22 protein-coding genes and 2 pseudogenes are annotated in these 22,412 nt (G+C 69.1%); 12 read left to right on the top strand and 12 right to left on the bottom strand.

Going from position 1 to position 22,412, the window contains the following annotated elements; translation table 11 throughout:
- Positions 1-104: 104 nt before the first annotated feature.
- Positions 105-692 (bottom strand): MmyB family transcriptional regulator, encoded by a 588-nt coding sequence (locus tag ABT057_RS24695; protein WP_352345751.1) that lies wholly within the window; start codon positions 690-692, stop codon positions 105-107.
- A gap of 370 nt (positions 693-1,062) precedes the next feature.
- On the opposite strand from ABT057_RS24695, the gene ABT057_RS24690 reads away from it, so the two are divergent.
- The 3 genes from ABT057_RS24690 to ABT057_RS24680 all read left to right on the top strand — a co-directional run bounded on the left by ABT057_RS24690 (position 1,063) and on the right by ABT057_RS24680 (position 3,241).
- Complete coding sequence (locus ABT057_RS24690) at positions 1,063-1,560, top strand: DUF2231 domain-containing protein (RefSeq protein ID WP_352345738.1); 498 nt, start codon at positions 1,063-1,065, stop codon at positions 1,558-1,560.
- 722 nt (positions 1,561-2,282) lie between these two features.
- Positions 2,283-2,627, top strand: coding sequence for a MerR family transcriptional regulator (locus ABT057_RS24685; RefSeq protein WP_352345737.1), 345 nt, complete (start codon positions 2,283-2,285; stop codon positions 2,625-2,627).
- 305 nt (positions 2,628-2,932) lie between these two features.
- Positions 2,933-3,241: an alpha/beta hydrolase fold domain-containing protein gene (locus tag ABT057_RS24680; protein ID WP_352345750.1), complete on the top strand. Its 309-nt coding sequence runs from the start codon at positions 2,933-2,935 to the stop codon at positions 3,239-3,241.
- Between the two features lie 241 nt (positions 3,242-3,482).
- On the opposite strand, the gene ABT057_RS24675 is transcribed toward ABT057_RS24680, so the two are convergent.
- From ABT057_RS24675 to ABT057_RS24655, 5 genes and pseudogenes are all read right to left on the bottom strand, one after another.
- Positions 3,483-4,346 carry an SAM-dependent methyltransferase gene (locus ABT057_RS24675; RefSeq protein ID WP_352345736.1) on the bottom strand — a complete coding sequence of 288 codons (864 nt, stop codon included), beginning with the start codon at positions 4,344-4,346 and terminating at the stop codon, positions 3,483-3,485.
- 91 nt (positions 4,347-4,437) lie between these two features.
- Positions 4,438-4,965 (bottom strand): SDR family NAD(P)-dependent oxidoreductase, encoded by a 528-nt coding sequence (locus ABT057_RS24670; RefSeq protein ID WP_352345735.1) that lies wholly within the window; start codon positions 4,963-4,965, stop codon positions 4,438-4,440.
- A 106-nt stretch (positions 4,966-5,071) separates the two neighbouring features.
- A pseudogene (locus ABT057_RS24665) lies at positions 5,072-5,245 on the bottom strand (SDR family NAD(P)-dependent oxidoreductase); the annotation flags it as partial.
- Between the two features lie 39 nt (positions 5,246-5,284).
- On the bottom strand, positions 5,285-6,160 hold the full coding sequence (locus ABT057_RS24660; RefSeq protein ID WP_352345734.1) for an NmrA family NAD(P)-binding protein: 876 nt from the start codon (positions 6,158-6,160) through the stop codon (positions 5,285-5,287).
- 157 nt (positions 6,161-6,317) lie between these two features.
- Entirely contained in the window at positions 6,318-7,739 is a 1,422-nt protein-coding gene (locus tag ABT057_RS24655) for an MFS transporter (protein ID WP_352345733.1), read from the bottom strand.
- 109 nt (positions 7,740-7,848) lie between these two features.
- Here ABT057_RS24655 and ABT057_RS24650 point away from each other — a divergent pair, with 109 nt between their 5' ends.
- From ABT057_RS24650 to ABT057_RS24640, 3 genes are all read left to right on the top strand, one after another.
- On the top strand, positions 7,849-8,475 hold the full coding sequence (locus ABT057_RS24650) for a TetR/AcrR family transcriptional regulator (protein ID WP_352345732.1): 627 nt from the start codon (positions 7,849-7,851) through the stop codon (positions 8,473-8,475).
- Positions 8,476-9,145: 670 nt separating this feature from the next.
- Complete coding sequence (locus ABT057_RS24645) at positions 9,146-10,762, top strand: succinic semialdehyde dehydrogenase (RefSeq protein WP_502973961.1); 1,617 nt, start codon at positions 9,146-9,148, stop codon at positions 10,760-10,762.
- 152 nt (positions 10,763-10,914) lie between these two features.
- The gene (locus ABT057_RS24640) at positions 10,915-11,637 is read left to right on the top strand and encodes a hypothetical protein (protein WP_352345731.1); all 723 of its coding nucleotides are present in this window, start codon (positions 10,915-10,917) and stop codon (positions 11,635-11,637) included.
- Between the two features lie 104 nt (positions 11,638-11,741).
- Here ABT057_RS24640 and ABT057_RS24635 read toward each other — a convergent pair whose 3' ends face one another.
- Both ABT057_RS24635 and ABT057_RS24630 read right to left on the bottom strand, forming a co-directional pair.
- Positions 11,742-12,233, bottom strand: a complete 492-nt coding sequence (locus ABT057_RS24635) for a carbonic anhydrase (protein ID WP_352345730.1) — start codon at positions 12,231-12,233, stop codon at positions 11,742-11,744.
- A 216-nt stretch (positions 12,234-12,449) separates the two neighbouring features.
- Entirely contained in the window at positions 12,450-13,118 is a 669-nt protein-coding gene (locus ABT057_RS24630) for an HD domain-containing protein (protein ID WP_352345729.1), read from the bottom strand.
- A gap of 73 nt (positions 13,119-13,191) precedes the next feature.
- Here ABT057_RS24630 and ABT057_RS24625 point away from each other — a divergent pair, with 73 nt between their 5' ends.
- Positions 13,192-14,148, top strand: coding sequence for a GlxA family transcriptional regulator (locus tag ABT057_RS24625; protein ID WP_352345728.1), 957 nt, complete (start codon positions 13,192-13,194; stop codon positions 14,146-14,148).
- Between the two features lie 231 nt (positions 14,149-14,379).
- Here the strand turns inward: ABT057_RS24625 and ABT057_RS24620 are convergent, their stop codons facing one another.
- Positions 14,380-15,012 carry a TetR/AcrR family transcriptional regulator gene (locus ABT057_RS24620; RefSeq protein WP_352345727.1) on the bottom strand — a complete coding sequence of 211 codons (633 nt, stop codon included), beginning with the start codon at positions 15,010-15,012 and terminating at the stop codon, positions 14,380-14,382.
- 229 nt (positions 15,013-15,241) lie between these two features.
- Here ABT057_RS24620 and ABT057_RS24615 point away from each other — a divergent pair, with 229 nt between their 5' ends.
- From ABT057_RS24615 to ABT057_RS24600, 4 genes and pseudogenes are all read left to right on the top strand, one after another.
- Positions 15,242-16,585, top strand: coding sequence for an MFS transporter (locus ABT057_RS24615; RefSeq protein ID WP_352345726.1), 1,344 nt, complete (start codon positions 15,242-15,244; stop codon positions 16,583-16,585).
- Positions 16,582-18,147, top strand: coding sequence for an MFS transporter (locus ABT057_RS24610; RefSeq protein WP_352345725.1), 1,566 nt, complete (start codon positions 16,582-16,584; stop codon positions 18,145-18,147). Before ABT057_RS24615 ends, ABT057_RS24610 begins: the two co-directional genes overlap by 4 nt.
- A 177-nt stretch (positions 18,148-18,324) precedes the next feature.
- Positions 18,325-18,741 (top strand): annotated as a pseudogene (locus ABT057_RS24605) (alpha/beta hydrolase family protein); the annotation flags it as partial.
- 26 nt (positions 18,742-18,767) lie between these two features.
- A complete protein-coding gene (locus ABT057_RS24600; RefSeq protein ID WP_352345724.1) occupies positions 18,768-18,998 on the top strand; it encodes an FAD-dependent oxidoreductase in 231 nt (76 codons plus the stop codon).
- A 113-nt stretch (positions 18,999-19,111) separates the two neighbouring features.
- Here ABT057_RS24600 and ABT057_RS24595 read toward each other — a convergent pair whose 3' ends face one another.
- From ABT057_RS24595 to ABT057_RS24585, 3 genes are read right to left on the bottom strand one after another with little or no spacing between them, the layout of a single operon-like run.
- Positions 19,112-20,404: a styrene monooxygenase/indole monooxygenase family protein gene (locus ABT057_RS24595; RefSeq protein WP_352345723.1), complete on the bottom strand. Its 1,293-nt coding sequence runs from the start codon at positions 20,402-20,404 to the stop codon at positions 19,112-19,114.
- The gene (locus ABT057_RS24590; protein WP_352345722.1) at positions 20,401-20,601 is read right to left on the bottom strand and encodes a ferredoxin; all 201 of its coding nucleotides are present in this window, start codon (positions 20,599-20,601) and stop codon (positions 20,401-20,403) included. Before ABT057_RS24590 ends, ABT057_RS24595 begins: the two co-directional genes overlap by 4 nt.
- Positions 20,602-20,633: 32 nt before the next feature.
- Positions 20,634-21,821, bottom strand: coding sequence for a cytochrome P450 (locus ABT057_RS24585; protein WP_352345721.1), 1,188 nt, complete (start codon positions 21,819-21,821; stop codon positions 20,634-20,636).
- A gap of 125 nt (positions 21,822-21,946) precedes the next feature.
- Between ABT057_RS24585 and ABT057_RS24580 the strand changes: the two genes are divergently transcribed.
- Complete coding sequence (locus tag ABT057_RS24580) at positions 21,947-22,387, top strand: ester cyclase (protein WP_352345720.1); 441 nt, start codon at positions 21,947-21,949, stop codon at positions 22,385-22,387.
- Positions 22,388-22,412: the final 25 nt, after the last annotated feature.

Genomic DNA, 22,412 nt, shown 5'->3' with positions numbered 1-22,412 from the left:
GCGTGACCGGCTGCTCCGGGGCTGCCCGACAAGTTTGGCAGGGCCATACCCGTGTGTCATCAGTGGGAGAAGCGTTGCCGCCGCTGGTCCCGGTCGCGGTGATGTCACTCGGTGTCGGCGGCGAACCGGTCGGTGCCGAGCACGGTGAGCAGGGCGAGCTTCTCGTGGCTTTCCGTGCCCGGCGTGGCCGTGAATACGAGAAGAGACTGGCCCTGGTCCGGCTCCAGCAGGAGCTGGCAGTAGAGGTCCAGCGCCCCGACCTGGGGATGGACGAATCGTTTGGTCTCGCTCCACCGCAGGCCCACCTCGTGGCGCTCCCACAGTCGGGCGAACTCGTCGCTGGTGCGCAGCAGGATGTTCGCCAGATCCGCCGACGCGGAGCCGGGTCCGTCCCGGGCGACGGCCGCGCGCAGCAGCGCGACGTTGATCCGGCTGTTGTCGTCGTACTGCTCGGGGTGGTAGCGCTCACGGAGCGCTGTCGCTGCTCTATGCCGCGACCCAGGACGTCCCCGGCAACTCCTACGTCGGGCCGGACGGCCTGGGCGGTTTCCGGGGCTCCCCGGCCCTCCGCCGGCCGGGCAGGGCCGGCCTCGACCCGGCCATGGCCGGTCGGCTGTGGGACGCCACCGCCGACCTCGTCGGGGCGGTCGCCCGATGAGCCACCTGGCTGGTTGCCTGGAGGCTGCCCACACGCCGAGATCTACGTGTCGCACGGCTATCCGGAACGGACCGTCGACCTCGGCGGGATCCGGCTGAACCACGCCGTTGCCGGCGATCCCGAGCTCCCGGCCATGCTGCTCGTCCCGGCGCAGACGGAGTCCTGGTGGGACTACGAGGCCGCCATGCGGCTCCCGGCCGACCGCTGCCGCGGCGTGATGGCGGCCTGTTGTCCGCCTTCGGGGCGCCCGGCCAGGTCGGCGACGCGGTCTACGAGAACTTCCCGAGGGCGAGGGTTCAGAAGAACCTGAGAGATTCCTGTGCCAGGCTGACGCGCCCCGACGGCCGGCACGCGGAGACGTGCCCGAGCCGACTCCTCACGGTCGCTTTCTGGAGGAACACCCGATGAGCCTCACCGTTGTCAACGGTCTGCCGGTACACGTCCTGATCGTGCACTTCGTCGTCGTGCTCGTTCCCCTGAGCGCTCTGGCGGTCGTGGTCGGCGCGATATGGCCGAGTGCCGCCCGGCGCATGGGGATCGTGCTGCCGGTGCTGGCCCTGCTGACGCTGGCGAGCGTGCCCCTGGCGACGGGGGCCGGCGAGTGGCTGGAGGAGCACGTCGACAGCAACGCCCTCGTCCGCAGGCACGCCGAACTCGGCGACGGACTGCTCCCGTGGGCCGCGGGCCTGTTCGTACTGGCGACGGTGATCTGGTGGTCGACCCGCAGGTCTGCCGCGTCCCGGTCCGCGCTGGGCGTCCGCGTGGCGGCAGCGGTGCTGTCCGTCGGGGTGGCCGCGGGCGCGGTCGTGGACGTGTACCGGATCGGCGACTCCGGGGCGAAGGCCGCCTGGCAGGACGGTTTCTCCAAGACGGCCACGGGCGAGCGGGGTGACAACGGCTGACGCGGTCGGCTCAGCCGTCGGAGCGGACACGCAGCCGCCGGAGGCCGTGCAGCCACGTTCGGCAACGACTCGAAGCACGTGAAGTGCGGGACACGACGGCGCGCAGTGGGGGAGTCCTCGTCGTCCGCGGCTGCCACCCCCACGACGGCCGGGCCCTGCCCTCGCCGGTACGCGCCGGCGCCCACGAAGGTTCCGCCATCGCGACCTCTTCACCCGACCGTGCGAGCGGTGGTCGGCATCCGGCGGGAGAGCCTTCCGGATGCAGCTGTGGCAGAGCTCCACATGTCAGCCAAGGAGAAAACCTTCTGTGGCGAAGGTAGAAATTAGCCTTCTGCAGGGGTACTGTTTCCTTCGTACCCAAGAAGTCCAAGTGGGCGCGACAGACACGAACTGCCGCGCATGCAGGTCGGCAGGACACGGCCCGAGGGGCCGTGCGCAGTACCCGCGTTATCCAGCAGTGCAACCGAGTAACCGAACGAGGTAAGGAGCAGACGCCATCAGGATCGCCCGGGCGAGGGAGAAGTCCGCTCGGGTACCGCAGGCCCCGGATTGGAAGGTGGTCCCCGGTCACGCATCAGCGATCCCCGCAGCCCTGCCCTCCCGGGCGGACCTGCGGAAACAGAAGGCCGGCGCAGTTCGCCGGTAGATGGTGTTGAAAGCTCGGGGCCCGGGTGCCGTACGGCACCCGGGCCCCCCGACGCGTCCCTTGAAAGAAGAGGTCTATGCCCCCTCGCAGTACCCCTTCCGTAGCCCCTCTCGACGATGACGACTACCCCGCCTACACCATGGGCCGGGCCGCCGAGATGCTCGGCACCACCCCCGCCTTCCTCCGCGCCCTCGGCGAACACCGCCTGATCACCCCCCTGCGTTCCGAAGGCGGCCACCGCCGCTACTCCCGCTACCAGCTGCGCATCGCCGCCCGTGCCCGCGAACTCGTCGACCAGGGCACCCCCATCGAGGCCGCCTGCCGCATCGTCATCCTCGAAGACCAGCTCGAAGACGCCCGGCGTATCAACGAGCAACTGCGCGCCACCGACAGCGAGTCACAGCCGGAGACCACAGCCTGAGTCAGGGCACCACAACCGGCGGTTTCCTGGTGTGGGCACAGGACAGCGGGCTCGCCCCGCCCCAGCTGACGGGCGACGGCCTGGACGTCTGCGTATCCCCGAGCAAGCAAACAGCCCGCGGGCCCCTTGCTCAGGATTGCCCCGCATTCATGCCGCTCCCTCCTGGCCTGCGAAGCTCACGTTGTCGGTCGCGGTGACCTGTTCGGTGGGCGCGGTGAGGTGCCTGGCGGCGTCCAGGGTTTCCCGAATGTGCTGGGCGAGGGTGTGTCGGTCGGGGTCGCTGACCCAGCGACCAACATTCTGGCCTGGACATCCTCCTCGGAGACCGCGCAGGCACCGACGACGTGCCGCCGTACTGCGCGCCCGCACGCGCGACGGAACTCACCGGGCTGCCGCCGACCTTCATGGCAGTCGCCGAAGTCGACGTCTTCCGCGACGAGGACCTGAGCTGTGCGACGCGGCTCCAGGCGAGCGGTGTGCCCGTCGAACTGCACCTGTACCCCGGCGCCTGTCACGCCTGGGACCTCTTCGCTCCCGAAGCCGCGTTGAGCGTCGCCTACTTCCACGCCTGGTTCGGATACCTGCGTCGCCAGTTCCGCGCCCGTCAGCCCTGAGCGCGCGATTCGCGGCCCGGCCGCGGGTGCCGGCCGGCATGGCGACGAACTCGCGGGCGGCAATGCGCCCGGGACAGGGGCTGACAGGAGCCCGCCACAAGGAGACGGACAGCATGGCCATCTCCCTGCCGACCCAGGTCTCCTGCACCGAGCGGATCCCTTCGCCCTTGAGCCGGAGACGGCTCGGGGACGAACGGATGATGGTGCGGCAGACACCGATCCGGGTGCGGTCTTCGTGAGATCAGCGAAGACGGCAGATCATCTCGGTCGGAGCAAGGAGACCTTCTTCGATGTTCTGGAGCACGCTTGCGACCTTCGCCGGTGCGTCGGTGCCCATCGCCACGCTGATCGAGGCTGGAGGCGTGTCCCCGCCCGCAGGGTTGTACGGCGTGCTGTTCCGGTGGCGCGCATCGCCCGCATCACGAAGCAACGGGACGGTTTGCGAGCGGTGATCGTGCTCGGCGACGATCTCGAACCCGGCCTTGCTCAGCAGCGACCGGTATTCCCGGGGGCGGGCCAGGAAGCTGTGTTCCGGCTGCGAGGCCCACGGCAGTGGGTAGCTGACGAGGGTGGGGTCGCCGAGGAGCATGACGTCGTACACGATGAAGAGGCCGTCGTCGGTCAGGACGCGGTTGATCTCGGTGAACAGGCGGGCCTTGTCCTCGATGTTCATGCCCACGTGCAGCATCCAGGCCCGGTCGAAGCTCGCCTGGGGAAAGGGCAGCGCGGTCACGTCCCCCTGCTGGAATCGGGCCCGGTCGGCGAGGCCCACCCGATCGGTGAGCCGGCGCGCCACGTCGACGTACTCCTCGGTCAGGTCCACGCCGGTGACATCGACGCCTGCGTGCCGGGCCAGATGGCGGGCCGGGCCGCCCAGGCCGCTTCCCACGTCAAGTACACGCAGGCCCGCTCTCAGCTCCAGATGCTCGGCCAGTTGTCGCGTCGCCGCATGGCCGCCGGTGTGGAACTCGTCCACGCCATGGAGTTCGTCGGTGGTGAGCGTGATGCGGCCCGGGTACAGGCGGTCGAGCGCTTCGTCGATCTTCCGGAGCAGGTCGTCTTGCCGGTAATGGCGTGCTATCGGGGACGGCTGTGGTGCGGTCACGGAGATGTTCCTTCCGGTCATGGGCGGTCAGGGCGCGGCCGAAGCTTCCGGGGGGCTTCGGACCGTAGTGCCGAAGAGGGAGGATTCGGCCCTAGTCGTGATCGGTGGAGAGGGCGACGTGCCGCCAGGCGTCCATCTCCTTGCGGAAGGTGTCCAGCTTGGCGTCGAAGGCCTGCAGGGTGTCGGCTCCGAGGGGGAGGCGCAGGGGCGGCTCGGGGGCGGCGGCCATCTCGACAATGGAGCGCGCGGCCTTGACCGGGTCGCCGGGCTGGGCGTGGTTCAGGCTCGCGGCGGCCGCACGCATCGCGCCGACGGTGGGTGCGTAGTCGTCGATCGTGTCGGGCCCGGTGTGCAGGCTGGCCGGGTCGAGGAAGTCGGTGCGGAAGAAGCCCGGTTCCACGAGCGTCACGTGCACGCCCAGGGGGGCCAGTTCGGTGTGGAGGGTCTCGGTGAAGCCTTCGACGGCGAACTTCGTGGAGGCGTAGATGCCCCAGCCCGGCGCGGTGCCGAAGCCCACGATGGAGCTGATGTTGATGACATGGCCGGAGCGCTGACGCCGCAGTACCGGCAGTACGGCGCGTTGGACGGCGAGCGGGCCGAACACGTTGGTCTCGTACACCGCGCGCACCGCCGCGTCGTCGGACTCTTCGACGGCGGCGAGCAGGGACGTCGATCCGGCCGAACCGCTCGACCGCGGCGTCGACCGCTGCCTGGATGCTCCGCGGGTCGGTCACGTCCAGTGGCACGGTGAGCAGCGCGTCGCCCGCGTCGGGAAACTCCTCGCGGACGGTTTCGGCCTTCCGCGCGGTCGCGACCACCTGGTGGCCGGCGGCGAGGGCGGCACGGGTGATTTCCAGGCCGAAGCCCCGGGACGATCCAGTGATGAACCAGACGCTCATTGTCTTCTCCGGTGTTCAGGCGGTGGGCAGGTCGAATTTTCAGGCGGTGTGCAGGCCGAAGGCCGCGCGGTTCCGGGCGATGAAGCTCTCGACGTCGAGGGGTTCGCTGCCGCCGATCGTCTTCACGAGTTCGTCGGTCCCGGCGAAGACGCCGTTGCGGTAGTCGACGGCCACGGCGAGCAGGTGCTGGACCAGGTGGTCCGGCGCGCCGCGCCCGTGCAGGATGGCGGCGAATTCGTCTAGTTCGATGGGCACGTAGGTGACTTCCCGGTCCAGCGCCCGCGACATCTTCTCGGCGATCTCGTAGTGGTTGAGCTCCTCGGCTCCGTACAGCGGATAGATCCGGCCTGCGTGCGGGGCGGGGTCCTCCAGGATGGCCGCGATCACCTTCGCCTGGTCGCTTTCCGCGATGGGGGCGTGGCGTCCGTCGGCGAACGGCAGGCGCAGTTCGCCGGTTCCGTCGGCCCAGGTGTCGATCAGCCACTGGGCGAAGAAGGTCGGACGGATGTGGGTGACGGGGACGGGGGAGTGGTCCAGGACGCGTTCGGCGACCCAGTGCTGGCGTGCCGCGTTGCTGGCGGTGTCGCGGCGGGCGGAGACCTGCGACATGTTGACGATCGCCTGGACCCCGTTCTCCTCCGCTGCCTGGGCCACGTTCGCGGTGGCGTCCATCAGGCCGGGGCGGATCGGATAGGTGAAGTACAGCGCGTCGATCCCCTTGGTCGCCCGGGCCAGGGAGTCCAGGTCGAGGACGTCGCCTTCCACGATGTCCGCTCCGAGGGCGGCGAGCCTCTCCGCGCGCCCGTCAAGGCTGCGGACGAGTGCGCGGACGCGGTGCCCGCGCTGGAGCAGGAGTTCGGTGGTGTGCCCGCCGGTCTTGCCGGTGGCCCCGACCACGAGGAGGTTGCGTTCCATGATGGTGATCTCCGTTCCTGAGAGGGAGTCGGCGAAGACTCCGCGTCAGTCCTTCGTTCGAGCGGGTGCCGAGCGGGACGAGTGCGAGGCGGTGCGATGCCCGTCCAGCCGGGAGGCTGTGGTTGCGGGCCTGCCCCGAGTGGCCGCGCCCCTGTGATCAGGGTGTGCGGCGGGGCCGAAGGACGAGCAGCGCGGCGGCCGCGGCGATCCCGGCGCCGGCCTGGACGGACCAGGCGTGGTCGAACCCGGTGGTCGTGGCCTGGGGGGTGAGGGCGACGAACAGGGCCACGCCCACGGCGCTGCCGATCTGCCGGCTCATGTTGAGTACGGCGCTGCCGGTGGTGGCGCGTTCGGGTGCGAGGGTGCCGGCGGCGGCGAACAGCGGCGCCTGGGCCAGACCGCCGGCCAGGCCCACCAGGATCAGGCCGGGGAACATGCCGCCCCAGTAGTCGGGGGCGGTGTGCACGTTCGCGAGCCAGTAGCCGGCGGCGAGCGCCATGGCCAGCGTGCCCGTCACGGCGGGGGCGGTGCGTCCGAAGCGGCTCTGGAGAGGGCCGGCGCTCATCGCGAAGGCGATCGAGGCAAGGGGGGCCGGGGCGGCGGAGACCCCTGTGCGCAGCGGGCTGAAGTGCCAGACCTCCTGCATGAAAAGGGCCGTACTGAGCAGGACGATGGCGAAGCCGACATAGAACAGGAACAGAGCCACGGTGGCGGCGGTGAACGCCCTGCCGGCGAACAGTTGCTTCTCGATCACCGGCGCCTTGGCGCGCAGGGTCCGCTCGACGGTCGCGGCCCCGGCCAGGGCGGCCGCGGCGAACAGGGCGATGGTGCGGATGTCCGTCCAGCCCCACCCGGGTCCCTGGACGGTGGCGAGCACCAGCAGGCTCACGGCCAGCAACAGTGCGAGGACGGAAGCCGCGTCCGGCACAGAGGCACCCTTGGGCTGACGCACCTCGGGCAGCAACAGTGCGCCGGCGACGAGGGTGGCGATGCCGACGGGAACGTTGATCAGGAAAATCCACCGCCAGTCGAGGGTGACGAGCAGCCCGCCGACGGGCGGGCCCGCCGAGGCCGCGATCGCGCCCACGCCCGCCCACAGGCCAACCACCAGGGTGTGCTGGCGCTTGGGGAAGCTCGGGTAGAGCAGGCCGAGCGAGGTCGGCACGATCATCGCGGCGCCGACGGCCTGGAGAGCCCGGGCACCGACCAGTGTGCCGAGACTCGGCGCGGCGGCCGCGACGGCGGAAGTGAGGGCGAAGAGTGCCACTCCGGACAGCAGCATCTTCTTGCGGCCCCATTGGTCCGCGATGCGGCCCGCGGGCACGAGCACGGCGGCGAAGACGATCGCGTAGGCCGACAGGACCCACGACACGCTCGCGACGCCCGTGCCCGGGAACGACTGCCCGATCCCGTCGAGGGCGATGTTGACGACGAAGAAGTCGAGCTGCGCCATGAAGGCAACGGCGCCCAGCACCGCCATGATGCTCCAGCGGCGCGGGTGACCCGCCTCGGTGACGGCCGGAGCCGGACCGGTGTGCGGTGCCGTCGCGACCGCCTGCGGTGAAGTCAGTGTGGACATCCTGTCCGCCTCACGAAAGAATGGGCTTGGCAGCCCTTTTTTGGTCTGCCTCCAGGGGACACCTCACGGAATGGGCTGTCAAGCCCTTTTTTGCGCTACCATGGTCGCCATGACCACCCACAGCGAAGCGCCCGGCCGGAAGCTGACCGCCAAGGGCCTGGCCACACGCGAACGCATCGTGCGGGCGGCGGCGAAGCTGATCTACGAGCGCGGTGCGCAGAACACCAACAACGAGCAGATCCGGGAGGCGGCTGGAGTCAGCGGCTCGCAGCTGACGCGCCACTTCCCCACCAAGGAGTCCCTGGTGCGCGCGGTGCTGGCCTGGCAGGCCGACAGCATCGTCGCCCGCCATCAGGTGCCCGAGCTGGGCGGGCTGGACAGCTTCGCCGCCCTGCGCCGGTGGGCCGACTCCTACATCGCCTCGCAGGGCATGGTGCGCGGCGGGTGCACGTTCGGCTCCCTGGCTGCCGAGGTCGTCAAGGCCGAGCCCTCCCATCGGGACGCGGTGGCCGATGGCTTCGAGCGGTGGCAGGAGTTGTTCAAGCGCGGTCTGAGCAAGATGCGCGAGCGCGGCGAGCTGCGGCCGGAGGCCGACCCGGCCGCGCTCGCCCACCTGCTCGCCGCCGCGTTCCAGGGCGGAGCGCTACTGGACCAGGCGGTCGGCGAGTCCACGCCCCTGCGTGACGCGCTGTACGGGGCCCTGGCCTACATCGAGTCCTTCGCCGCAGAACGCTGACCGTCCCAGGGTGCGTGTCGAAAGTCCCGTCTGGTTCGCGGCGTCTGGCGCGGCGCCTCGCCGCGAAGCATCGGAGACGACTGGGCGGGCCGCCTGCTGTCACCGGCCCGTGCCGTGAGTGGAAGTCCTTGGGTGTGTGATCGGCGATGGGTTTCGGCGTGGTCGCCTCGAGTTCGGCCTCGGCCGGCGCTTCCATGCGGTTGGCAGTCATGAGCAGTCGCTGATTTCGAGGGGTGTCCGGCCCCGGGGCCGAGGTCGCTGTGGCGCTGTGCGGCGTCCGATGGCGTCCCGCCTTGCGGGCTGCACCAGCATTCTTGACATCCTGTTCCATAATTTCATACGGTTCATGACACAACGGTCCAGAACCTGGGTGTCCGTCGCTCCGGCATTCACAAATCCCGCAGAACGGATGAGACGCATGTCTTCGTATGGCGCGACTCCGCCATCAAAACCGACTGCGCCGGCCTTCCCGGACCTGTGGGCTTCACGCTCGCTGCCTCGGCCGGCTGCCCCGTAGCGTCTGCCAAGCCCGAGGAAGCGCTGCACGGTAGCGGAATGAAGGGCAAATTCCCCCTCCGTGGTAAACCGTATGGAGCGGTGCCTTAGGTCGCGACGCAGTTCCGAGAGAATGTCGTGCTTTGTTTATTTATAGTGATTGGGGTATGCGTCGATGCGTGTCGGATCAGGAATCAACGACGTCGCTACTGGTGAGGGCAACCGCGGCGCAGCACAAAACGGCCGGACGGCGACCGACGTAGTGACCCCTGAACTGGTGTTTCGACTCACGCGGGGGGTGGAGGGCGGCGGCCGCACCGTGAGCCGTACCCCCATGACGGGCGAGATTGTCGCGGAGCTTCCCGAGTCGACACCGCACGATGTGGAGGTGGCATTCAACAGGGCCCGGGAAGCCCAGCGAGAATGGGCCTCGCTTTCTGTTCGAAAGCGTGCGGCAGTGCTTCTCCGATTTCATGACATCCTCCTGGACAAACAGGCCGAGGCGATGGACCTGATCCAGGTGGAGACAGGAAAGGCCCGTCTGCATGCGCACGAGGAAGTGCAGGGAGTCGCCGTGGTGGCCCGGCACTACGGGCGCAAGGCCCCCGCGTACCTCCAGCCGCGGAGACACCTCGGTGCGTATCCGGTGCTCACGAAAGTCACCGAGTGGCGTCACCCGCGAGGCGTGGTCGGACAGATCGTCCCCTGGAACTACCCCCTTGAACTCTCCCTGGGGGACGCGCTGCCCGCTCTCGTCGCCGGCAACGCCGTGGTCACGAAACCGGACACGCAGAGCGCCCTGACGCCGCTGTGGGCGCGCAGGCAGCTCATCGAGGCCGGGCTGCCGGCCGACGCATGGCAGATCGTCATCGGCGACGGCCGGGTCGTCGGGTCCGCCGTCGTGGATCAGGCCGACTACGTCGCGTTCACCGGCTCCGTTCGCACCGGCCGGGACGTCGCGACCCGCGCGGCGGCCCGTCTCGTCGGTGCGTCACTCGAACTGGGCGGCAAGAACGCCCTGGTCGTGCTGGCCGACGCGGACCTGGACAAGGCGGTCGAGGGCGCGGTGCGCACGTGCTTCTCCTCGGCCGGCCAGTTGTGCCTGTCCGCCGAGCGGATCTTCGTCCACTCGTCGGTCGCCACCGCGTTCTTGGAGCGGTTCATCCGAAGCACAAAAGCGCTCACCCTCGGCACATCGCTGAGCTACGGGGTCGGAATGGGTTCGCTGGCGGGCCCGCGCCAACTGGAAGTGGTGTCCCGGCACGTCGACCAAGCCGTCGCCGAGGGGGCCACAGTCCTCACCGGGGGAAAGCCCCGTCCTGATGTCGGCCCCTATTTCTATGAACCCACCATCCTGGACGGGGTGGGTCCCACGATGGCCGTCCATGCGGAGGAGACCTTCGGGCCGGTCGTGTCGGTGTACCGCTTCACCGACGAGGATGAGGTGATCGAGCGGGTGAACGCCACGCCCTATGGTCTCAACTCCAGTGTGTGGACGAAGGACACCCGGCGCGGTGAACGCATCGCGGCCCGTCTGCAGAGCGGCACCGTGAATGTCAACGAAGGCTACACATCAGCCCATGGCAGCGTCCGGTCTCCGATGGGTGGAATGAAGGACTCCGGCCTCGGTCGCCGGCACGGCCGCGAAGGCATACTCGGTTACACGGAGGCGCAGACCGTCGCCACGCAGCGGATCCTTCCACTGGCCCCGGCGATGGGCATGGACGATCAGCAATACGCAGCTTTCATCAGCCTGAGCCTCCGCGTCATGAAGGCGCTGAGGCTCCGCTGATCCAACCTCTCATCGACTCCCGGTGAGTGCCCGTCGCGGACGTGGCCGCCCGCTGCAAACGGGCGGCCCTGACAACCTGAGAGCACCGCACACTGTCCGGGCCAGAGGGAGTCGGGCGCTTTCATGCCCTCATTCGACGACGAGGTACGAACGTGGATCCGCTGCCCGGACAAGGCATGGTCGAGGTGACCGTACAGAGCTGCGTGGAGCCGCTCGCACGTCGTCGTCGGCACGCATGGCTGCTCGCCACCCTCACCGAACTGATCGGCGACTGCGCACAGGCCGCCGGTGAGGTGTACAGGTCGCTCGCCGAGGCCCCGCCCACACGGTCCGACGTCCCCGTGAACCTAGGAGTGCTTGCCGGCCTCTATCAGTCCGCCAGCAGCCGGGTGGACACGGCACGTGCTCAGGACGCTGCACGCCGGCCGAGTTCCGTCACCAGAGAGAAGGAAGAAGACGAGCGGACATTCGCCGCCCGATGCGCCACGACCGAGGCGGAAAGGGTCTTGGTCCAGGCGGAGGACGAGGATACGAAGGCCCCAGAACCACCGCGCATGATCCCCAGTCAGACTCTGACGCAGTGTGCAGCCATCGCGCTGGAAGACGCCGGTGCCGACTTCCTCACCGAACTGCTGGACGATCCAGTACAGGCCGTCAAACGGGCGCAGGAACTGGCGAGCACAGGCGAGTTCACCGTGGATCAGATCATTGACGAGGCAAGCGACACCGCCGTGCTGTGCGGACTGCTCTCGCTCCACGAAGCGCAGCGCGAGACCGACCCGAGCACAGCGGCGGCGACGTGCCTGACCGCCACCAGGCACTTCGCCCTGGCCGTCACCGTCGTATCGATCGACGTACCGGCCGCCACACCCTGAGTGCCCGCACACGAGCGATCGTCCGACTTCAGAAAGCGAAGCCGCGCGCGGGTGCGGCGGACGTCCGCGAGATCCACCCGTCCGCCGCACCCGCGCACGGATTACTACGCAGCCTCGGCGGGAACGTCGCGGACGACCTCGGTCAGCTCGCCGGAATCGATGTCGTAGAACAGGCCGTAGATCTCAACGTGCTTCGGGGTTCCCGGGCTGTTGCGGATCAGGCCTACGTCGTAGGTGAGCGACTTTTCGAAGTCGGTGATGGCGATGCCGTCCCAGTCGTACAGCGACGAAATGTCGCCGTGCTGCTCCTGCTTCCACGCAGCGGTGATTCCCTCCGCTGTGAAGGAGGTCGCCCCGCAGAAGGAGTGATGTACGACAACAACCCGCTCGAGTCCGAAAAGGTGCTGGGAAACCGCGATCGAGCGCAGAGCGTCCGCCGCGCGCCCGCCTCCGACGACGAGGGGGAACGCGGTCGCGGTGGAGCCGATCTTCCTGCCGGTCTCGTCGAGGAGGAGTTCGCCGGGGTAGACCTCGTCGCCGAAGTGATCGGCGACCGCCTGCGCGGCCCCCGCCGCCCGTGGGTCGAAGCAGTACATGACGATCGTCCTGACGGGAATCGACCTGGTGACGATCTCCCGAACCGCTGCTTCGTTGTAACCCGGCTGCCCTCGGAACGTGAACTCTGCAAAATTCGACACTGCTTGACTCCGCTTCTCATGGTTGACTTCCCGGTCTTCTTGGGAATCCGGGAAGGTTTGCCGTCGGCTTGTCGCCCCTGTGATCCGGACACCGACAGCGGTGAGGACTCTCGCCTACTCCCCCCACGGCCCGCCGACCACGCCCCGCTCCATGGTGGTGACGCCGTCCGCTGCCCGCTCCTGCGCCAGGTGGAAGGCGAGTGCGTAGGGAGGCGCGGCCGTCTCGGATCGGGCACCGTGGGCAAGGACTTCCTCGGCCAGATGGCGGACCATCTGAAGCCGCGGATACGCGGCATGGATGTGACTCTGCTCCTCGGCCACGAGGTCGGCATTCTTGCCGAAATCGATCCAGACGCCTTCGTAGGTCAGGTAGGTCAGCAGCCCCATCCGTTCCGGGATCTGCGGAGTGGTGTGCAGAGCGATGGCCTCCCAGACCTTGTCGACATCCCCGGCCGGGGCGCCGACACCGGTCAGCACGGCGGCGGCGAGATCGGCGCTCTCGATCTCGAACCGGAGCCGGCCCGGAGCGTCCGGCCCCGTTCCCAGGTCGTGCATCACGTTCGCGGCGAAGAGAAGCTCCTCGTTGTATTCCGCGTCGTTCAAAGCCCCCTTGTGGGCGGCGAACAGACGGGACCAGTAGAAGCCCCGGATGCAGTGGTTCAGCACGGACGGATGCACCGCAGCACGGGCGGCGGCGAGGCTCGCCTCGACCAGTGGCCCGGAAGGAAGAGCGAGTACGCCGTCGCGCAGCCTGTTCGAGAGGGCGGGGGGAGTGTTGGTCATGATGTGACGCTAAGAGAGCGGTCCGCGCGCGAAAAGTGGCACGGATGCCAACCAGCGCTACTGTCGTGCCACTATGACGAACAGACACCACGTCGCCGTGCTCGTGCTGCCCGGCGTACTCGCACTGGAATTCGGCACTGCGACGCAAATCTTCTCGGCAGACCCGCACTACGAGTTGACCGTGTGCGCCGAACACGGCCCCGGCCCCGTGCCCGGATCCGGCTTCGCGATCACCGTCGCGGCCGGCCTCGAAGCGCTGGAGGACGCCGACACCGTGATCATCCCTGGCTACGACGACATCGACGCGATCCCGTCACCAGGAATCCTGACCGCGCTGCGAACCACTCACGCACGGGGCGCCCGGCTCGTCTCCATCTGCACCGGGGTCTTCGCCCTCGCCGCGGCCGGACTGCTCGACGGACGCCCGGCCACCACACACTGGCGGCAGGCCGAACAGCTGCGACGGCGCCACCCACACGTCAATGTCCTGCCCAACCAGCTCTACGTCGACGACGGCGACATCCTCACGTCCGCCGGCGTGACCGCAGGAATCGATCTGTGCCTGCACCTGATCCGCACCGACCTGGGCGCCGCAGCAGCCAACACACGCGCACGCGACCTCGTCGCACCGCCACGGCGACGGGGAGGCCAGGCACAGTTCATCGAACAGTTCCGCCCCGAAGCCGGCGGAGACGAACTCGCCCCCCTGCGCGAGTGGATGCTCGACAACCTCTCGGCCACCTTCACCGTCGACGACCTCGCGGCACACGCCCACATGTCCCGGCGGACCTTCATCCGCCGCTTCCGCGAGGAGACCGGCACCACGCCGATGGCCTGGCTGACCGACGCGCGAATCGACCGAGCACGCGAACTCTTGGAAGCAAGCACCCTGCCCGTCGAGCAGGTCGGCCGCCTCACCGGCTTCGGCGCTCCCGCCTCCCTGCGGGCCGCCTTCCACCGGCACCTCGACACCTCACCCCAGGAATACCGGACCCTGTTCCGCCACAGGACGGAGTCGGCGCAGACCTGACCGCGCAACCACCGCCGGCAGACCGACGTACCCCTCCGCCCGCATGCGGGTGCACCCTGCGTTGTGTGAACCCGCTGCCGAGGCGGCGGTCGTTCCGCCGCATACCACCGCGTGGGCGGCGGGGGTGGTGACGGTCGGCGTGCCCGCCCGGTGCAACCGGCCGTGCTTCTCTCGTGCCATGAGCGGGGGCCGGCCAGGGGACGTGATGGCGTTGCTGTCGCGCGTGAGCGCTCAGGAAGCGTCCGCGGTGGCCGCCTGCCAGGACCGGGCCTGTGCCGTGAGGGGAAGTGCCTCGAACGCGTGATCGGCGACGCGTTCCAGCGCGGCTGCGTCGAGCCCTGCCCTGGCCATCACTTCCATGCCGCGGTTGACGGCCATGAGCAGCTGGCTGATTTCGGAGGCGTCCGCCTCGGCATCGAGGTCGCCGTGGCGCTGTGCAGCCTGAACGCATCCGGTCAGTGAGCCGCCGATTCTCGCGAGGGCCTGTCGGACGCGTGCGTCGGCCTGCGGATCGTGGTCGACTCCCTCGACGACGAAGCCGGTCACCATGCAGCCGAGCCGGTCGGGGTCGTCATGGACGACCCGCGCGGACTTCACGAGATACGCCCGCAGCCGTTCCAGCGCGGTCGCGTCGGGGCCTTCGAGTACGGCCGCCCAGGCGGCTTCGTTGCGCTCGCAGTAGGCCGACAGTGTTTGCCGGTACAGCGTGCTCTTGTCCCCGAAGGCGGCGTAGAGGCTGCCGCGGCCCAGCCCGCCGGCCTTGGCGATGTCGTCAACGCTCGTGCCGGCGTATCCGGTTCGGCGGAACTGTCGCTCGACGGCCTGCATGACCGTGGTCCTGTCGAATCCTGGTGGGCGTCCCATGAGGCCCACTTTACAGGTCACACGAGCATTCTTGACATGGCGTTCCAGAACTTCGTAGGGTTCTTGACAAGTCAGTCCAGAACTCTGCTGTCAGTTGCCCTCGGCACCCCTCGAAGCCCACGGAACGGATGAAAGACGTATGTCTTCGCAAGATCAGATGACCCCTGCGCGAGCGCAGACGGAAGGCGGGGGTGCATCGACAACACGGCCGGCTCTCATCCTCGCCGTGATGGCCATGGCGAGTTTCCTCGGCCAACTCGACGTGTGGATCACCAACGTCGGTCTGCCGAACATCGGGCAGGGCCTGGGCTCAACCTCCTTGTCGGACCTGAGCTGGGTGCTCAATGGCTACGCGATCGTCTTCGCCGCCCTCCTCGTCCCCGCGGGACGGCTCGCCGACCGCTTCGGACGCAAGAGCGGCTTCCTTCTCGGCATGGCCGTCTTCGTAGCGGCGAGCCTCGGGGCGGCCCTGTCCGGCGACGTATGGGTGCTGGTCGCCTTCCGTGCCCTTCAGGCGGTGGGCGCCGCCCTGCTGACCCCGGCCGGCCTCGGCCTGGTGTTGACGAGCGCCCCCGCCGACAAGGTGGAGCGTTACGTCAAAATCTGGTTCACCGCGGGCTCGCTGTCCGGGGTGTGCGGACCGATTTTCGGCGGGCTGCTGGTCCAGGTCTCCTGGCGGTGGCTGTTCCTGGTGAACATTCCCATCGGGCTGCTCGCCATCGCGCTGGCCGCCCGGCTCGTGGCCAACGTCAAGCACGAACAGGACGCCCGCATCCCCGACCTGCTCGGCGGCGTCCTGCTGATCGTCATGGTCGGCGCCCTGGCGCTCGGCGTGGTGAAAGCGCCCGACTGGGGCTGGTCGGACACCCGGGTCATCACGTCCCTGGCCGTGGCAGTGATCGGCTTGACGGCGTTTCTGTTCCGCTCGGCACGGCACCAGGTGCCCGTGGTGGACCTTTCTCTCTTCCGTGACCGGATCTTCGCCTCGGCGAACCTCGCCGGCATGCTGCAAGTGGCCGCGTTCGGCAGCCTCCTGCTGTCGACGATCCTCTGGCTGCAGACCCACTGGCACTACTCCGCCATCAAAACCGGATGCGCCAGCCTTCCCGGCCCGATCGGCTTCGCGCTGGCTGCCACCGCCAGTGAAACCCTCCAGCGCCGCTTCCGGATCCCGGCCGGCGTCATCGCCGCCGCCGGCAGCGCGATCGCCTCAGCCGGCATCCTTCTCTTCGCCGTTCTTCTGCACAACGACCCGAACTACGCTTCCGGAGTCCTCCCGTCCTGGCTGCTCTTCGGATTCGGCGCCGGCTTGGCGCTCCCGACGGTCGTCTCCTCCGCGACGGTCAGCCTGCGCCCCGAGCAGGCCGCCACCGGCAGCGCCATCGTGACCATGTCGACCCAGATCGGCTCGGTCGTCGGCATCAGCGTCCTGGTCGCCATGCTCGGCACCGCCTCCGGCGGAGCCTCTCTGGAGACCTACCGTCACGCATGGCTGGTCACGATGGCCCTCATGGCCGCCGCGGCTGTGGTCTCGCTGGCAGTCTCGCAGAAAAGGCTGGTGGCAGTCCGATGACGGTGCCCCTTCCGGCCCAGGCCTTCCGCGCCACGGAGCCCGGCAGCGGGCGGTCCCGCCGGCTCGGCCTACTGGTGGTCTGCCTCGGCGTCATGATGGCCTTCGTCGACGTCACCTCCACCATTTCGGCCCTGGGCGACATCCAAAGCGACCTGCACGTCACTGCGAGCACGCTGGTATGGATCACCAGCGCCTACAGTCTCGCCGTCGTGAGCTTCGTGATGTCCGCCGGGACCTTCGGCGACCTCGTGGGGCGTCGGCGCGTGTTCAGCCTGGGTGCCGCCGTATTCCTGGCCGGCAGTGTAGTCGCTGTGTTCGCCAACAGCGCCGGCATGCTCATCACCGCACAGGCGATCGCGGGCCTCGGCGGCTCAGCCGTGCTGCCGACGAGCCTGGCGATTGTCAGTGCCACCTTCACCGATCCGCACGAGCGCACCTCCGCGATCGGCATCTGGGCCGCGTGCTCCGGAGTGGGCCTGGCCACCGGCCCGATCCTCGCCGGAGCCCTGCTCGAACACTTCTCCTGGCACGCCGTCTACGTCGCCAACATCGTCATCGCCGGCGCGGCCCTCCTCCTGGCCCCGGTCTTCGTGGCCGAGTCCAGACACCCCACCCGCAGACTCGATCTCGCGGGCCTTGTCCTGGGCACAGTGATGACGGCCTCGGCCACCTACGCGATCATTCAAGGTGGAGCCACGGGATACACCAAGGCGCCGATCATCACCATGTACGGGGTCTTCGCAGTATCCCTGTTGCTGTTCGTCCGCGTAGAACTCCGTCACCCCGACCCCATGCTGGACCTGCGGCTCTTTCGGAACGCCTCCTTCTCGGCCGTCATGGGCGTGGCCGCCATCAGCGTTTTCGGACTGGTCGGTGTCGCCCTGCTCAGCGTGCTCTACATGGAACGTGTGGGACAGACCAGCCCCCTCGACGTCGGTGTGCGCCTGCTGCCGCTGTTCGGGACGTTCCTCCTGGTCACCGTGGTGTCCGCCCGGGTGCTGGTACACCGGATCGGCCTCACACCCTTGATCGCCGCGGGCCTGGTGCTCATCGGAGCCGGGTCCCTCGCGCTGCTCGCCACCGACGCCTCCGGAGATTACCGGGTGGTGTGGCCCGGGCTGCTCGTGGCGGGCATCGGCGCGGGCCTGCTGACGGCACCGTCGACGGCTGCCGCAGTCAACAGTGTCCCGCCCGAGCAGGAGGGCATGGCCGCAGCAGCGGTCAACATGGCTCGTCAGCTGGGGACGGTGCTCGGCCCCAGTGTGCTCGGAACCATCGTCACCAGCCGCTTCCCGCGAAACCTGTATGAACGTCTCGTCGAGGCAGGCATCCCCTCGCCGCAGGCGGACAGGATCGTGGAGGGCGCCTCGCACGGAGGCAGCGGGACGGGCCTGCCCACATCCTTCGCTCGCGTGGTGGGAACGGCGGTACCGAGGGCGTTCACCGACGCCGTGCACCTGGGCAACGCTGTCGGCGGAGTCGTACTGATCGTCATGGCCGTGCCTGCGGCGCTGTTCGTCCGCCACAAGGTGAACAGTCCGCGGACATCCACCGACGCGTAAGCGGGGTACGTTCAACGGGACTTGCGAGGCGCCCACAGGTCTCCTGGCCGAACAACGTCCCCGGCAGCCGGTGTTGACCGCTGAGCATGATGGTCAACACCGGCACCGTCCGGTCGACGGAGGGCCGGGCGTCCGGTTCCGGAGTGCGCATGCACGCCGACACCCGGCGGGGCGGTCGCACACATGGTGGCCCGCCATCTCGCGGAGACGGGAGAGCCGCCGGCCGGTGTGGTCCTGCTCGACTCCCATGCGGGTCTGCTGCGCCGCGGCGACGCGCGAGGACTGGCCCTGATGGCCGCCGGAGCCGAGCTGCCGGCCGACGCCGTCGACCAGATCGACGACTCGCTGCTGATCACCGGGGGCGGCTACGCGCGGCTGCTGGAGGACTGGCGGCCCGAACCGTCACCGGTGGCGACCCTGCTGCTGCGCGGCAGTCCCACGGCCGCCATGCGGCGCATCGACCCGGCCTGCGCATGGCGGCCGCACTGGCCGCAGCCGCACGACGCCGCCGACATCCCCGGCGACCACAACACGCCGCTGCACCGCGACGCGGCCGGCACGGCGGCCGCGATCCGCGCCTGGCTGCCGAAGTGACCGCCCCGCAGAACAGGAGATCCCGCATGACCTCGGAGTACGACCTCGTCGTCGTGGGCGGCGGCCCCGCCGGCTCGACCGCCGCGACGGCCGTGGCCCCGCGCGGGCACCGCGTGCTGCTGGAGCGGTGGCCGCCGCGTTCGCCGAGCTGGCCGGGGGAGTGGCATCCGGCGACGCGACGGTCGGCGCGAGCGGCCGGCTCGGCGCCCACTGGAGTGCCGCCGCGGCCGAACTGGACGGTGCGGTGGGCGGGTTGACGTCCGGTGACGACCGCGTCAACCCGCTGCTGTCCACCCGCGTCGTCGCCGACGAGCCGAACCGGGCGGCCGTCCTCATTCGAGCCGGGACGGTTCACCGGAGTCCACCGCGGTCACCGCGTCTCCGGGGGTTCGCCGACCAGCCGGGCGCGCACTCCGTGTTCGGCCTCCCGGATGAAACGCTCGGCGGCGGCCACTGAACCCAGGTGTTCCATGAGGACCTTGGGATGGGCGAAACAGGAGGCGAGCCGGTCGGCGACCGCACGGGAACGGGCCGAGGCCGCGAACAACGTCTCCGCGGCCGCGTTGGGCGGTTCGAGGAGCATGTTCGAGAACCCGGCGAAGTACCGGCCCTCCTTGGCCCAGAAGCGCTCGAACCGGTCCTCGTACCAGTCACGGGTCACCGGGGCCCCGTCGAGTTCACGCAGGCCTGCCAACAGATCGTGCACGCCCCAGGCGGTCGCGTTGCCGCCCTGCCCCGCCGCAGGATCGCACACCATCAGCACGTCGCCGACACCGAAGACGCACCGGCCGGTTGACAGGGCCGCGACTGGTCTGCGGACCAGTGGCGTCACCGCGCCCCGAAGCCAGCCGCGCGGATCGGACGGCCGCGCCTCGCGCAGGGCGTCCAGCTCCCAGGCGGCGAATTCGGAGACGAGGGCACGCGCGATCTCCAGTGCCTCGGCCGCGGAGCCCACCTCGCGGAAGCGGTCCATGGCCCCGCCCGGCCTGGCCTCGATGAAGACGCTGTGCACCGGAGTGTTGCTGAGGTGGACCTGCGGACCGAAGAAGATCTCACCGTGTTCAGGGCTGAAACAGAACTTGACCCGGCCTTCGGTGTCCTCGCCCAGGGGTCGGAATCCGCTGACCAGCAACAGCAGAAGCTGCCGTTGCGGCCGGTCGTGCACCGTGCGGGCCTCGTCGGTGTCGAACAAGGACGACAACCCGGCCCGGCCGGTGGCCACGAACACGGGGTCCCCGTCCTCGGCGAGCTCGGCCAGGTCCGCCTCGCCGACCGAACCGAAGTGGACCTCGCCGCCCTGACGACGGAAGGTCTCCAGCAGGGTCGAGCATTTCAGCCGGGTGTCCAGTGACAGTGCGGGCCCCTCGAAATCCCCCTGGAAACGCAGATCGACGTTCCGGCCGTCCGCGCTGAGCGCGAAGTCCACGCCACGGGCGGGATGAGCGGTCAGGGAGCTGTAGGGCGCGGCTCCTGCCACCTGCTCCATCAGCACGGACCGCTGTTGCAGCATGTGACCTGACATCAACTGCGCCCCGGCGTACTGCTCGGGGGTGAGGTTGGTGACCAGCCGGACCCGCCAGCCGTCCTTGATCAGGCCGAGGGCCAGGTGCAGGCCACCCTGGCCCGCACCGATCACCGTGGCCGAGCGTGCCGTGCTCCTCACCTCGGCTCCTCTCCGATGATCCGGATACTCCCGGACGGACAGAACAACGCGGCGTGCCGTACATCCTCGGCCAGTTCCACCGGTGGGGCGGTGGTGCGTAACTCGACCGTGCCGCCGGCCAGGTCCTGGGCGAACACCTCTGGCGCGGTTTCGGCGCACTGGCCGGTCCCGTAGCACAGGCTGACGTCGACGCTCACTTCCACAGTTCCTCCTCGGGTGGTGTCAGGTGTCACCAGTCGACCGGCAGCCGGTAGGCGCCGTAGACGAGCATGTCGTGCCGGAAGGGGACCTCCGCCGGGTCGACGGCCAGCCGCAGTGCGGGGAAGCGCTGGAAGAGCGCGGACAGGCTGATCTCCAGTTCGACCCTGGCCAGCGCCTGGCCGATGCACTGGTGCACACCCAGGCCGAAGGCGAAGTGCCGCCGTGCGTCCCGGTGGATGTCCAGCCGCCCCGCACCGGGGAAGACACGCTCGTCGTGGTTGGCCGAGAGCGCGCCGTACATCACCGCGTCCCCCTTGGCGATGCGCACTCCGCCCACCTCCACGTCCTCGGTGGCCACCCGCCCGTCCCCCTGGATCACCGTGAAGAAGCGCAGCAGTTCGTCGACCGCCGACCGCCACAGGCCCGGATCCTCGCGGAGTTCGGCAAGCTGCGCCGGATGTTCCAGCAGCGCGAAGACGCTGAGGCTGAACGCTCCCGCCACCGTCTCGTGCCCGGCGATGATGAGCAGGCGGGCCATGGAGACCAGCTCGTCGTGGCTGAGCCTGCCGGAGTTGACGTACTCCCGGGCCAGCCGTCCCAGCAGGTCGTCGGTGGGATTCTGTACCTTGTGGCGCACCAGCTTGTCGACGTACTCCGCCAGCTCCTCCATCGCGGCCGCGCCCCGCTCCGGGCCTCCCACGGCCGAGACGATGTCCCCGCTGATCCGCTGGAAGAAGTCGTGGTCCTCGAACGGCACGCCGAGCAGCTGGCAGATCACCAGCGACGGCATGGGTAACGACATCGCGGACACCAGGTCGGCCGGCCGGGGGCCGGACTCCAGCTTGTCCAACAGCCCCTCGACGGTGGCGCTGATGGCTGGACGCAGTTCGTGGATGCGGCGAGGGGAGAACTCCGGGGAGATCATCCGGCGGAGCTTGCCGTGGTCGGGATCGTCCATGCGCAGGAAGGACATGATGCCGGGGATCGGCGGGACCGGGAGCAGCCTCGGATACGCCGGGTTGGTGTGGTCGGAGCTCATGTGGCGGCTCATCAGCACCGTGCGCACGTCGTCGTAGCGGGAGACCAGCCACACCCGTTGCCCGCTCGTGCCCAGGGTGGCGAGCCGGGGCGGCTCCTCGCGGAGCCCGACGTACCGCGCGGGCGGGAGCATCGGCGCGATGCGCGGGAGCGGGTACACCAGGTCGTCGTCCAGCATGATCTGTCCTCTCGGGGCCGCGGTCAATGGGGGACTTCTTGTCCTCTTGCGCTCTGCGCTGATTTCAAATTCAATGCGCTTTGTTCATGTGGGATCTCCACTCGACGAATGACGGGAGTCGCAGCGTGTCCGACATTGTGGAAGTAGTCGACCGCAATATCCAGGCGTGGCGTTCGAAGGACTTCGATTCCTATTTCGGCTGTTATCGCGAGGATGCGGCGATAGTCGCGCCCGGTGGCGTGCGCGCGCAGGGACGGGAGGGCATCGGCCGGTTCATGTCCCTCTGGGAGAATGCCGCTCCGGACAACAGTATCGAGTTCCTGGACCGTTATTCCGTGGGTTCTGTCGTCGTGCACGAAGGGGTTTTCCGGGGTACGCACACCGGGGACCTCCTTTCCTGGGACGGGCAGGCACTGCCGGCCACCGGCCGGACCTTCGAGCTGACCTACTGCGAGGTGTTCGTCGTGGTGGACGGCCTCATCACCGAGCAGCGGCTGTACTTCGACCAGATGCAGCTGCTCACCCAGCTCGGGGTCGCGCCGGGCGGGGAAACCACAGCGCCCTGAGCGGACTCGGCCGGGACCTCCGGGA

It is taken from the genome of Streptomyces sp. NPDC002588 (assembly GCF_040295925.1).
Lineage (GTDB): Bacteria > Actinomycetota > Actinomycetes > Streptomycetales > Streptomycetaceae > Streptomyces.
The sequence above is the reverse complement of the archived record's forward strand: the minus strand, read 5'-3'. Positions and strand labels throughout refer to the sequence as shown.